Annotated in this window: 10 protein-coding genes; all 10 read right to left on the bottom strand. The window is 46.5% G+C overall.

Features of this window, described 5'->3' with window-relative positions; translation table 11 throughout:
* Positions 1-246 precede the first annotated feature (246 nt).
* Positions 247-960, bottom strand: a complete 714-nt coding sequence (locus MHB85_RS13950) for a glycosyltransferase (RefSeq protein ID WP_091016567.1) — start codon at positions 958-960, stop codon at positions 247-249.
* A gap of 151 nt (positions 961-1,111) precedes the next feature.
* Positions 1,112-2,209, bottom strand: coding sequence for a Gfo/Idh/MocA family protein (locus tag MHB85_RS13945; protein WP_192131737.1), 1,098 nt, complete (start codon positions 2,207-2,209; stop codon positions 1,112-1,114).
* A gap of 12 nt (positions 2,210-2,221) precedes the next feature.
* Entirely contained in the window at positions 2,222-3,145 is a 924-nt protein-coding gene (locus MHB85_RS13940) for an AraC family transcriptional regulator (RefSeq protein ID WP_244660885.1), read from the bottom strand.
* Between the two features lie 24 nt (positions 3,146-3,169).
* A complete protein-coding gene (locus MHB85_RS13935; RefSeq protein WP_192131738.1) occupies positions 3,170-4,174 on the bottom strand; it encodes a Gfo/Idh/MocA family protein in 1,005 nt (334 codons plus the stop codon).
* A 241-nt stretch (positions 4,175-4,415) separates the two neighbouring features.
* Entirely contained in the window at positions 4,416-7,217 is a 2,802-nt protein-coding gene (locus MHB85_RS13930) for an alpha-mannosidase (RefSeq protein ID WP_341073083.1), read from the bottom strand.
* An 18-nt stretch (positions 7,218-7,235) separates the two neighbouring features.
* Positions 7,236-8,060, bottom strand: a complete 825-nt coding sequence (locus tag MHB85_RS13925) for a carbohydrate ABC transporter permease (protein ID WP_076211825.1) — start codon at positions 8,058-8,060, stop codon at positions 7,236-7,238.
* A gap of 22 nt (positions 8,061-8,082) precedes the next feature.
* On the bottom strand, positions 8,083-8,949 hold the full coding sequence (locus MHB85_RS13920; RefSeq protein ID WP_036608294.1) for a carbohydrate ABC transporter permease: 867 nt from the start codon (positions 8,947-8,949) through the stop codon (positions 8,083-8,085).
* Between the two features lie 68 nt (positions 8,950-9,017).
* On the bottom strand, positions 9,018-10,397 hold the full coding sequence (locus MHB85_RS13915) for an extracellular solute-binding protein (RefSeq protein WP_192131745.1): 1,380 nt from the start codon (positions 10,395-10,397) through the stop codon (positions 9,018-9,020).
* 78 nt (positions 10,398-10,475) lie between these two features.
* Positions 10,476-11,777: a glycoside hydrolase family 125 protein gene (locus MHB85_RS13910; RefSeq protein WP_192131747.1), complete on the bottom strand. Its 1,302-nt coding sequence runs from the start codon at positions 11,775-11,777 to the stop codon at positions 10,476-10,478.
* A gap of 223 nt (positions 11,778-12,000) precedes the next feature.
* Complete coding sequence (locus MHB85_RS13905; RefSeq protein WP_341074226.1) at positions 12,001-13,173, bottom strand: GntR family transcriptional regulator; 1,173 nt, start codon at positions 13,171-13,173, stop codon at positions 12,001-12,003.
* Positions 13,174-13,264 lie beyond the last annotated feature (91 nt).

The raw sequence follows: 13,264 nt of genomic DNA, 5'->3' as shown, positions 1-13,264 counted from the left end.
CCACCTCCAAATTGAAGCATTTTGGCACAAAAAAGACGCATCTACACGCAGCAGATGCATCTTTGCTTTCGTTATTTACACAAGCTACTACGATGACAGAACAACCTTCCGATCGCTGTTATCCCCGGATTTCTTTGAATCCCTTTTTGAAAGGGGAAAATCCGGAGATAGCGTATGCTTCCGATGTAGCTTTCTTTCAGAAAGCTTGTAGGCGAACGCTCCGCTTCTTCAGGCTCTTTCTGTCCTCTATAGTTTCTTATTAGCATAGGGTCTGAAATCCTCTGTAACCGCAAGTTTTTTGCTTCCCTCCAGGTAAAAGTTATCATCCGCTCTCCAAGTATGACTCTTTTTGTTCTGTCTGCGGTGATAAACATAATTATAAGGAGAGGTCGCGTACGCTTTGAATCCTCTTTTCCTGCATTGTCTCAGGAAGGTCACATCTTCCCCTATGGAACGGTCCGTGAAGCGGACCTTTTTCAAGATCTCCCTTTTGAATAAAATAGTACCCCCTTGTACAAATTCAACCGGTTTATTTTTTTCAGCGGGGGATCTGACCAACAGTGTCTTGGACGCGCCCAAATAGACGAGACACGAATGTTTGCCCACAATATCACTTTTGGTCCGTCTAAGTTCTCTCACCTGTTCAGTCAAATAATATGGCGAATAGTAGTCATCATCATCAAATTTGGCAATCAACGAAAAGCGAGTCCTTGTTATTCCGGCGTTTAAACTTTGTCCTAGCGAAATACTCTCCGGAACTTGATATACATGAACATTGGCAAGATTTCGAACCCGGTTTTGGTATAATGCCAGATTCATACTGTCATGATTCAGGACAATGATTAATTCTTTGCTTTTATAACGCTGCCGACTGTAATTTTGCAGGATGTTTTCAAAAAATTGCGGCCGATTTGTACATACAACAATGGAAACACCATGACCCGTTTTGTGTTTAGTCAAGACATACCCTCTTTTCAGATCAGTTTTCTCTCATCATATGTGCTGAAATAGAGTCTGGTATGGACCAATAGCTAGTAACCAAAATACCCAAAAACCCTTTGTCGCCAATAACGGGACAAAGGGTTCTCTAATCTATTGTTTTATGTCTGTTCTATGCTTCGCTACCCTTATTCAAGTACACAGCCTTGCCTGTGCGAGAAGATTCATAGAGTGCTTCCAGGATCTGAGATACAACGAGCGCTTGTTTTGGTGTGACGACTGGCTCCTGATCGTTCTCAATCGCTTCGATCCACTTTCTCATCTCCACATCCGGTGCGCTCTCGCTCTTGCCATCATAGAATGCTACCCCGCCTGCACTCAGTTCAATCTCGTTCGTGTATAGACGGCTGAATTTCTCACCATTGATGCGCAGTCCATTCTTCATATCCGCACCCGCTTCGCTGCCACTCAAGCTGCATTTGGCTTCATCCACGTCCAGTGAGTTAAGCGCCCAGCTGGATTCCAGCATGATTGTTGCCCCATTCTCCATCACAATCATGCCGAAGGCCGAGTCTTCTACGGAAAATTGTTTAGGGTCCCAAGGGCCCCAGGCATTGGCCGCATTTTCACGTTGCGAAAGCTCATGATAGGTCGTACCCAGCACAACTTTTGGTTGATAGTTATCCATCATCCAGAGCGTCAGATCAAGTGCGTGCGTACCAATGTCAATCAATGGACCTCCACCTTGTTTCTCCTCATCCAGGAAAACACCCCAGGTCGGTACTGCTCTACGTCTAATTGCATGTGCCTTTGCAAAATAAATATTCCCCAGGTCACCCGCTTCGCACACCTTCTTCAAATATTGACTGTCTTCTCTGAAACGGTTGTTGTATCCGATGGTCAGTTTCTTGCCGGTACGCTCTGCCGCTTCCAGCATGAGCTGGGCTTCAGCAGAGGTCTTCGCCATTGGCTTCTCACACATGACATGTTTGCCGGCCTCCAGAGCAGCAATGGAAATCTCGGCATGAGAAATATTCGGCGTAAGCACATGCACAATATCCAGAGACTCATCCTTAAGCAATTCCTGATAATCCGTGTAGACTTCAGCATCGGTAGAGCCATATTTCTGCTTGGCTTCATCTGCACGTTCCTGAACAATATCGCAGAAAGCCACCAGTTCAACATTATCCAGTTTACTCAGACTCGGAAGATGTTTACCATTCGCGATTCCACCACAGCCAATAATTCCGATACGATATACTTTACTCATATATATTCACCCTCACTTAAGTATTGGTTGTTTCATTTTACGAAAAGCCGATGGGGTCATCCCCAGACGTTTACGAAATACAGCATGCAAATAGTTGGCATTATTAAAGCCTGAAGCAAGAGCAATCTGTTCAATGGATACGTTACTTTCCTCCAGATTGCGGCACACGGCGCGCAGACGAATATCCTCCAGTACGCGGCTGAACGGCATCTCCGGCTGTACTTGGTAGAAGATTCGCTGCAATTGTCTGCTGCTAATATGAAGTTTCTCAGCTACATGCTCCAGCGTGACCACTGTAGGATGATTCGCTTCCATATACTGCACTGCATACTCATAGCGATATACCGACATATCCCGGACAGGGGCTTCCGGTCGATTCCCCCCGGTGTCGTATGCGCGCACGGTTTTGAGTAATATGCTGATAACCAGCTGTTTGATCGACGTATAATAACCTAACAATTTCTGATCACATGCCTCATAGGCTTCCAAAAAACAATGCATCGCCCGATGATAATCATTCACTGGAGTAAGCGGAAGCGTTCTCAGCTTTTCAATCGTTTCCTCCGATTCAGCTGCTTCCCAGGGATCGACATGCTCTCTTGGCCTGTGAATGATATCCACATGAAGACATAGTTCATCCATGTCCTCTTTAGCATCAGCCTCCTGATAATGAACGACACCCGGTCCAGTCAAATACAGCATACCTTCCGACAGTGCATGTGTCTGATCATCCAGAATAACTTTACCTTTACCTCTCGGGATAAAATGAAACTCAAACTCCGCATGATTATGGAAATCCACAACTCGGCCCGCTGGAAAAGAAGTCAGATGAAATCGCATCACACGAATCTCATAATGCCCCCAAACCATTAGAATATCCAGTCTCTCCAGGAGATCCTGCCGTTCAAGCATTTTCTCATAAGGATACAGGCTCAAGATTGCACACCTCCTTAATAAAACCTAACCCTTCAATTCATTCAGAGTGATTCTGCGCCCTTCTTTGGCAGAGAGATTCGCTGCTTCCATCAAACGGGTCAGCTCCATAGCGATTTGCACGTTTTCAGTTGCATCCGTATCATTTTGTATATGTGCGACCCATTGATTGAATGCGCTTTCCCTTTTGTCTGCCAAAGGAAGTTCAGTCCAGTCATCATATTGTTCCTGTGCTGCTTTTGTACGAATCAACAGCTTATCATCAGGTGTCCCGTACAGAAGCGTACCTTCCGTACCATGAACCTCAATCGTAAATGGAGAATGGCTGTTCACAAAACCAGCTTCAACAACGCCAACTGCTCCGGAATCCGTAAACAAGGTTGCAACGGCATTATCTTCAACTTCTTTGCCTGTAATGTATCCGAAGTTTGCATTAACCGCTGTTACTTCCTGACCCAGAAACAGTTTGGCCAGATACATTGGATGGCAGCCCAGATCAATCAGTGCACCGCCCTGACAATCCTTCAGATCATAGAAGTGTTCAGGTAACCAGTTCGAAATCGCTCCATCATGCGATAAACGCGCTCTAACATAAGTCACTTTGCCAAGCAATCCCTGGTTAAGGACCTCCTGAATTGTTAGCGTGTATCCTGCATTCAGACGTGGTAAGGAGACTGTCATCTTGACTTTGTTTGCCTTTACCTCATGAAGGATTCTGTTGGATTCCGCTTGTGTCGCTGCAATAACTTTCTCCGTGAAGATGTGTTTCCCTGCTTTTGCAGCAGCGGTGATCACTTCTTCATGAATGCGGGTTGGCGCATCTACAATAACGGCATCGATGTCATCCTTGGCCAGCATATCTTCGAGTGAAGCATAGAAGGGTACGTTTAAACGTTCAGCCGCTTCCTGTCCCCGCTTGGCATCTTCATCCCACACCGCTGCGATGACTGTATCTTCATGTTCCTGTGCCTGCTTGATGTAATCCCATGCGTGAACATGCCACAAGCTAATTTTCCCAATTCGAATGGTCAATGTATCTTACCTCCATACTATATAATATTCTGACATTTATCTATAAGTTATCACAGACTTAATCTATTTTTAATAGAAACTCACGACAATAAATGTATAAAATCACGACATGAATTGTTATTATATATTTATACAGCATAACGCTTTAGTTTGGGTGCACATAACAGAGCACATGACAAAAACCTCCTGTCCACACTACCGTGAACAGGAGGTTCCTAAGATTAAAATTTCAAACGTCAACTTAACCTAACGTATACCCTTGCGTAACGATCTTGTATCCGGATACCGTCTGGCTGTCTCCATCCAACGTGTGCTTGACCCGTTCCAGCACATCGCTCTCATAGACATAGGCGCATTCGAATCCAGGCTGAACGTTCAACTCAGCGGCTTCGGAATTCAGATTATACCAGCGAGCAATCACATCTCCGGTTTCCTCTGCGATCTTCAATGTGGAGAAGGCCAGTGACGAACTTTGTGCATTCCACGCCAACCATTGCTTCGACAGAGGCAACTCCACCTTCTGCCCATCAGCTCCGGCATGTCCTTCCCGCTCAAAAGTGCGTGCTAATGACCCTAGCTGCGCAGTTGTCCACGGAATCGGATACACGTATGCGGATGCACAAGCACCTGACTGTGCCGCATCACCTGCAAACGGAATAATCGCATATTCCACACTCTGAGGTCCCAGACATTGGGCTTCCGGTGTTTCAAACACACCCCAATCTCCCAGCTCCGAAGAGGCACGAAGCAGCGTAACCGCAATCGTACTGCCCTCTTCATGCTGTAAAATCTCGTATTCATTCAGCCCTTTGTTTGCAATCATCAAGCCATGATCACCATCGGTCACATGTACAAATGCTTGCTGATGCTGCGCATTACTCGGATTCCCCCATTCTTTGGCCGGTGTATTGGAACGTTTGGCAATTTCAAAGATGGAATCTGCATAATGATCCTCTGTCACCAGTCGGGATGGAAAGAGTGCGCGCAACCGATGATCCTTGGCCTGATTGTTAAAGTCAGACTTTACCTTGACCATATTACTTCCTGCTTCCAGTGTATACGTTGTCGTAATCACCAACGGAACCGTGTTCTTCACCCGTTGTGCCTTCCGTTCTGTAAAAGGAACCATTTGGCGCTTCTCCCGTTCGAACAGTTCATCTGCTCCAACAGGAATTTCCCAACGTAATACACTTTCCATGACTACACGATATGGAGATTGCTCCACGATCCGCACGTCTGCCTTCAGATGCTCAGAGGTCAGCGTTGTCTCTCCCTCTGGTTGTCGGTAAACATATTCATTGCCGATATCCCCGGTATTCTCATATGAATTCAATCCCCTGTATACAGCACCGGATACCTTATCTTCAATTGTAGCCGTACCATTCTCTTCAATCGTCACCCGCAAATGACCGTTTTCCATCATCATTCCCTGAACCTGAACGAGTTCGCTCGTAGCGGACACTTCAGCAATCTCAGCACTCTCTGTTTGCTTCTGAACTGGAATGAGAGCATACGTCTTATAACCCAGCGAAGGTACATCCACTGCCTGGAAGGTCACTCTTACTTTACGAGCCATATAAGGCTGGCGGAAGCGATCCTTCGGAAGTTCATAGCCAAAATGCGCACCCAGATCCTTGATTTCTGCCGAATACGTGCGTCCATCCGAATCGACCAGTTGATACACTGGCAGTGCATCTTTTTCCACTTTCTGCGCAAGTGCCTGGGGATTAGGACCTTCCGGGAAAAATGCTTTGTCCACAATCAGATCCATTTCAATGACTCCATTTCGACTCCAACCACTCGTGTTGAACACGGTGAACAGCACCGCTTCCTCACCCCAAGCCTCAGCAGGTTGCACATGAATGGACTCAGCAATCGCCTGCGCACTCTGGGAAACAAGTTTCTCTGCAAGCTGTCTGCTCTTGGCAAAGCGGGTCACCATCTCACGGTGAACCTCATCCACACTGCATCCGCAGATGCTATCATGCGGGTGGTTCTGCATCAGCATCTTCCATGCATGCGTCAACAGATGGTGCGGATAATCTTTTACCCCGGCTATATGGGCCATGGCGGCCAGTGGTTCGGCTACTTTTTCGAGCAACGTCTGCCCCTGCTGATTCAACTGTTTCAGATAAACCCTGGCAGATGCCGTATTCACCAGTGTTCCCCAACCATCCGTGTGCTGACTGCGAAGCTCGCCCTCAATGGTCGCCAGATGCTCAGGCACATCCTTCGTAACCGCCTCAATGTAATCGTCAAAATTGGAGTTGATAAATTCTACATCAGGATACAACGCAGCCGCCGTACGTAAAGCCTCTGGCAGATCCGTCTGGATCGGCTGATGATCACAACCATTCATGAACAACAGATGTGAAGTCGATGCAAACTTCTCGGCATCTTCCAGATTTTTATCCCAATATACTCGGGCTTTCTCCGGATCAACCGGAACTTCCATCCCATTGCAGTACCAATTCGCGAACAAAATGCCGAGCACTTCCGAACCATCCGGCGAACGCCAGATCATCTCGGAATAGGGAGATTCGTAACTGTCTGCATCAACCACCGCATTATTGAATCCCGTAGGCTTTACCCCACGCCCAAAGATCGCGTTATGAATATCCGCCTGTTGCAGAATCTGCGGTGCCTGTCCCATATTTCCGAACGAGTCTGGGAAGTACCCCGTCTTGGATATCACACCCAAAGGTCGAGCATCACGATGACCGATGAGCAGATTACGCAAGTTGGCCTCGCTGCTGGTCAGAAACTCATCCTGTAACACATACCATGGACCCAAATGGATGCGTCCTTCACGAATATAACGATCGAGCCTCTCCTGTTGTTCGGGCCGAACCTGCAAATAATCTTCACGAATAATCGTCTGCCCATCCAGATGGAAATAGCGATATTCCGGGTCCTGATCAAGCGTGTCCAGCAGTTTATCCATCAGCTCAATGAGCAGTACATGATGGTGTTCATAAGGCATATACCATTCGCGGTCCCAATGGGTATGCGAGATGAGATGTGCCGTCTTTTTGGTTGTCATGTTGCGTACCTCCTGTCATTAACCTTTGGTTGCCCCGCCCATGCTGAAACCTTTGGACATGTAACGCTGGGAGAAGATGTATAACACAACCGAAGGCATCGTATAAAGTAGTGAAAATGCAGCCAATCTGCCGTATTCAACCATACCGTGGCTGCCGAAAAATTGATAAATCGTGACCGATGCCGGAAGTTTCTCCGGTGTCTGGAGCAGGATGTATGGCACGAAGAAGTTGCCCCAACTTCCCGAAAAGGTAAATATCGCTATCGTGGCAATACCCGGCAACATCAATGGCGCTACAATTCGTCTCAATCCGTTCCACACGGATGCACCGTCAATCCATGCCGATTCTTCCAGATCAATGGGCACCGAATCCATGAAGTTTTTCATCATCCAGATGCCGTAAGGAAGTGAGGATGCGGTCAGGAACAGCATCGTGGCAATGATGCTATTTTGCATTTTGAAGAACAGAAACATTTGAAATACCGGAACCATCACGGCAGTAATCGGAAGTGCTGTCATGAACAGAATAGATAACAAGAAGCTTTTTTTGAATCTCATTTCATAACGGGATAATGGATACGCAGCAAGAACAGATACCAGAACAACCAATATCGCTTGCCCTCCCGACAGAATCAGGCCCACACCGAATGAACGAAGATTGCTCGAATCCCCGAGTACATCCTTGAAATTTTGAATGGTCCAGGTACTGGGCATTTTGATACCCTGTTGCGCGTTCGGGTCAAATGAAGCCAGAATGATCCAGAGCAGCGGTAATAAAAAACAGAGCCCCAGAAAAACTAGAATCCCGTACTGGATTTTGCGTTGAAGCCCATGTTTGACCATAGGGATCGAACCTCCTTCATGGTTACACTTTCACTTTCATGGATCGCATGTAGAACAGGCTGGCGATAATACCAATGAACAGCAGGACCAGCGATATGGCTGTGCCATATCCAAATTGATAGTTCACAAAGGCCTGATTGTACATGAAGATCGGCAAGGTTTGTGTTGAAGTACCCGGGCCACCACCGGTCATCGTATAGATCAGCGTGAACACACCCAGTGTCTGTAGAGTAACCAACATCATGTTGGTCACGATGGACCCTTTTACCATTGGGATCGTAATGTGTCTAACAATCTGGAACCCGGTGGCACTGTCAATAATCGCAGCTTCTTCAACTTCCTTCGGGATATCATCCAGTGCCGACTGATAGACCATCATCGAAAAGGCTGTGCCGTGCCAGATATTCGCGATAATGACACTCACCATAGGGAAACTGAACAACCAGGAGACTGGATTCGCCCCAAACCAGCCGAGGATCTGATTCAATGAACCATTGTCACTGAAAAAGGCGACCATACAGAATGCCACAACAATCTCGGGTGTCACCCAACCGGCAATGACGATGATGCCAATGACCCGGCGGAAGGTCACATTTTTTTCCTTCATTAGTAGAGCCAGAATGAATCCAAGCAATACCTGACCAATGACTGCGGAGAAGATGAGAAAGACCAGTGTGCGCCAGACACTAATGCGGAAGTCCGGATCATGGAACATATTAATGAAATTCTGGAACCCGACAAACTCCAGACTCTTGGCTGCCGCCCCGGTCAGAGCCATATTCGTAAAGGCAAAACAGATCGTCAGAATGATGGGAACAATGAAAAACACAAGTAATAACAGTACGGAAGGCATGAGAAACAGAAATGAACCTGGTGCTTTCCTTTTCATAAGTCACTCTCCATTCGAACCGGAAAAAGGGGAGTATTATGCCTCCCCCTCCGAATATATCGATATCCTTATTTCTCTTCGATGCTGTCCGCGCCAAGGGAACGGGATACGTTATCCTTCAATTGCGTAACTCCCTCTTCCGGCGTCAGCTTGCCAGAGGCAATACTCTCAACGATGCTTTGCAATTGTGCGGATACCGCTGCATATTGATCGTTCGCTGGACGGAAATGGGCTACATTCAAGAGTTCCTGTGCTTCTTTGGTATATGGACGATCGGTATAACCTTCAACTTCTGTGGAATCATTACGTGGACTGAGGCTGCCTTCCGCTACGACGCGCGCAGTCGCATTCTCCTTATTCATCAGGAACTCGATAAATTTCCAAGCTGCTTCCTTATTCTTCGCTTGTGCAGGAACGGACCAAGCCCATCCTCCAGACATCGTCGTTGCTCCAGGTTCTTCCCCATTTTGTGTCGGGAATGGCGCAAATCCTATTTTCTCTTCGACGTTGGCAATTGGAGCCGCACCATTCTCGGCCCATGTCGAACCTGCCCAGCTACCATCTACAGCCATCGCCAGTTTGTCTTGCGGGAACTGTTGCTGGAATGCAATACTTCCAGCTTGTCCATTCAGGGCAACCTGCATGGTCGGACCTGTTTTATCCGTGTTAAACACTTGATCTATGAATTTGAATGAATCCAAAAGACCCGGGCTGTTAACGACCCATTTCTTGCTGGTGTCGTTATACAGCGTATCCGCCGTACCATAGAGCAGCATTTCCAGCGTTTGCATGGTGACACCTTCACCGTTTGCTTTGCCCACGATCATATTAAGCGGTGTCACACCCGGCAGTTTTTGCTTGATGGTACGTGCTGCTTCGAGTACCTCTGCCCAGCTTGCAGGTTTAAATGGAACTTCCAGACCTGCTTTTTGAAACAGTTCCTTGTTGTACCAGATTCCACGTGTATCCGAGGTAGCCGGAACGCCATATACCTTGCCGTCTTCACCCGTAACCCCTGCCTTCAGGTTGCCAATGATGTGTTCTTTCCAATCGGGCCAGCCCTGAACCTGTGTATCCAGCGGCTCCAGATATCCCGCAGCAGCATCGGATTTGATGATGGATGTATCTTCTGCAATAACATCAGGCGCCGTATCAGGCGATTTCATCTGCAAAACCATTTTGGACGTGTAATCACCCTCACTTGCCAATACAGGCGCAATGTTGATTTTGATATCCGGGTTTTCTTTCTCGAATTGATCCACCAAACCTGATTGGAAAAACTTCGTAAGTGTATCTTCAGATCCTGAAGAACGGAACGATACAGTTACTTCCTTCTTACCGTCACTGGTTGTGCCTGTGCTTGAGCTTCCGCCCGAACAGGCTGTAGTAAGAATGAGCAAGGATGTCATAACTGCTGCTACCGGCATTTTCAATGATATTTTTCTCATGATTCGCTCTCCTCTTGTCGGAATTCAACGAACTCCGAACGTTATGATGTACTCGCAGGTTATCTCTTGCTTCACTATCTATTTCTGTACGCGGAATCCGCAATAATCCATAATCAGTTCACTAAAGAGCATGTTGGACCATGAAAACCATGGACGTGTATATTCATGTGGATTGTTGGCCGAAAAACCTTCATGGGTCAGTCCGGTATCCGCATCCGTCTTATGGATAAGCTGAAGCAATCGTAGTTTTTCATTGCGATCCTCTGTAGTCAGCCCCTGCATCGATAAAGCGATATGCCAGATGTACCCTTCTGGTGTATGCGGACTACCGATTCCCGCTGCTGCTGTTCCCTCATAAAAATACGGGTTGTTCGTGGATAAAATGAAACGGCGTGTATTCTGATACACCTCGTCGTTCTCCTCGACATATCCGAGATAAGGTAAAGACAGCAGGCTCGGCACATTGGCATCATCCATCAGATTGTGATTGCCTTTCCCATCCGTTTCGTATGCATATATGGTTCCATATTCCGGATGTTCAACGGTGCCATAATCCTGAATTCCTTTGTTGATTTGTTCCTCCAACTGCTGTGCAGTCGCTGCCAGCATTTCATCCTCGAACACAGCTTCAGCAATTTCCTGCAGATATCGAAGCGCCACAACGGCGAACATATTGGATGGAATCAGATAACCATATTCACATCGATCATCGCTAGGACGGAATCCCGACCAAGTCATGCCGGTATAGACTGTTTCAGTACCTCGTCCCTCTCGGGTGAGCGTATCGGTTTCGGGAGCATCCAGACGTTGGAACGTGTAGGGTGATTTCGTCTCATGATGCTGTTCCACTTGCCATAACTGCATGATGATCTGGGCTGCTTTACGGAACGTATTATTGAATTGAGTTGTTCTTCCCGTGTTCTTCCACAAGAGATAACTGAGCTGAATCGGATAAGCCAGTGAGTCGATCTCATACTTCCGTTCCCAGATCCAATCATTCATCTGCGTCAGGTCTTCCTGATGTCCTTTCCCACTCTCCGTCTCATTAAAAGCGTTTGCATAAGGGTCCAGGAGAATATAATTCAGTTGACGTTCAACCAGCCCAGCGATCATGTCGGCGATATCTTCATCCTCTGAAGCGAGAACCAGATAAGGTCTGACCTGAGCGGCAGAATCACGTAACCACATGGCAGGGATATCTCCCGTAATCACAAAAGTTGTTCCATCTTCTTTGCGCTGAATTGTGGTCGCCATCGTATTGGTAAAACAATTTTTGAACATTTGATTAAGTTCCGGATGGTCTGGCATACGTTTGTTAACCTGATCAATCATGTCGTATATCGAGGGGGAAATTTCTTGATCATCTCTGGGTGTCAGCATGTTGTCCTCCTTATGTAATCCAATTTGTTAACCGCTTTCATCATCCTAAAACGAATATAATGTTATGTCAATATATTTATTTGTATATTAGCATGCTATTTTAAATTAAGGACAATAAATAGTATACCATTTAAAGTAATTCTCCCCATTTTATCCACATAAAAAAGAGACCTCGTTTACACGAAGTCCCTGATTGAACACAATGAATATTAAGTTGCTAAAATTACCCCTTTTGTTTCACCATACTTGTTGACTTACCCTTCACCAAACGGGCAGGCAAAATAACCCTATTCACTGCCATCTCGTTGTTCTGCATACTCTGAAGCACCATCTCGAACGCCTGTTTTCCCATATCAAACTGGCTTTGTCTCATATGTGTTACACGGCTTCTTTCGGCAGCGTTCGGACTGTCAAAACAAATGATGGACATATCTTCAGGTATCCTAAGACCAAGCCGATCCGCTGCCTGTTCTGCAAGTAAAGCAATATGATACTCCGCAGCAAAGAGTGCAGTAATCTGGGGGTATTTCTGTAAATGTTCCACCAGTGTCTCCACATCACGGACCTCGACTTGAGGATCAAACACACTTGGCAGTGTCGAAAGAAAAGATTCTAACCACAGTTCCCTGTTCACCAGCACTCCTTGATCATTATGAGCCTCAATGATTCCTTCAATTCGTTCTTCAATCGGTGTAGTGTTCGCCGGAGGCTGCGTCAGAAAAGCGATGTGTCGGTGACCGAGATCGAACAAATAATTCATCCCTTCTCGCGCCGCGCCTACATTATCCGTACTCACAGATGAAGCCGGAATGCCTTTCAAGTACCGGTCAATCAGGACAAACGGGAATTTGTTAACGACCAATTTAAGAATCTCATCGCTGAAATATTCACCTTGTGCCGGGAAAATAATCAATCCATCCACACCCAGTTCCAGCAGTTCCTGAATGCTCTGTTCCTCCTGCTCGGGAATCCCGAAGGAGCGTCTAAGTACGAGAAAACAATCATGCTCTCGCGAAGCTTCCTCCATACCATATAACAGTTCTGTACCATACATATCGCTGAAGTTAGTGATGACCAGACCAATGAGCAGCTTCTTCTCTGGATCTTTGATCGCAGCACGCGGAGCAGGTCTGTTAGGTCTTTCTTGTGTCATATCTGCTGTATCAGCTACAAAAGAACCCCGTCCCGGCTGACGAACAATCAATTGTTCACTCGCCAACATTTCAAGCGCTTTTTTCGTTGTAATCCGGCTCACTCCGAATTCATCACATAATTCCTTCTCCGAAGGAACACGCTCACCCACTTGATATTGATGAAGCTGTATCCGTTCGCGCAAGGATTCAAAGATCTGTTCATACATCGGCTTGGATGCCGAGTCTTTCCCCAATACAAGCACCTCCATAAATACCCATGCTTCTCATGTTCTACATCCTAATATATCATGTTATATCATTAATGTGAAGAACGGAGACAACTCACCTGCTGTC

The sequence above is a fragment of the Paenibacillus sp. FSL K6-4396 genome (genome assembly GCF_038002525.1).
In the GTDB taxonomy this organism is placed as follows: Bacteria; Bacillota; Bacilli; order Paenibacillales; family Paenibacillaceae; genus Paenibacillus; species Paenibacillus amylolyticus_B.
This window is presented reverse-complemented; position numbering and strand designations above follow the sequence as displayed.

Bases quoted from the DNA above. Each gene is read 5' to 3' on its own strand.
- MHB85_RS13930 (WP_341073083.1), bottom strand. From the start codon at position 7,217: ATGACAACCAAAAAGACGGCACATCTCATCTCGCATACCCATTGGGAC.
- MHB85_RS13945 (WP_192131737.1), bottom strand. From the start codon at position 2,209: ATGAGTAAAGTATATCGTATCGGAATTATTGGCTGTGGTGGAATCGCG.
- MHB85_RS13910 (WP_192131747.1), bottom strand. From the start codon at position 11,777: ATGCTGACACCCAGAGATGATCAAGAAATTTCCCCCTCGATATACGAC.
- MHB85_RS13920 (WP_036608294.1), bottom strand. From the start codon at position 8,949: ATGAAAAGGAAAGCACCAGGTTCATTTCTGTTTCTCATGCCTTCCGTA.
- MHB85_RS13915 (WP_192131745.1), bottom strand. From the start codon at position 10,397: ATGAGAAAAATATCATTGAAAATGCCGGTAGCAGCAGTTATGACATCC.
- MHB85_RS13925 (WP_076211825.1), bottom strand. From the start codon at position 8,060: ATGGTCAAACATGGGCTTCAACGCAAAATCCAGTACGGGATTCTAGTT.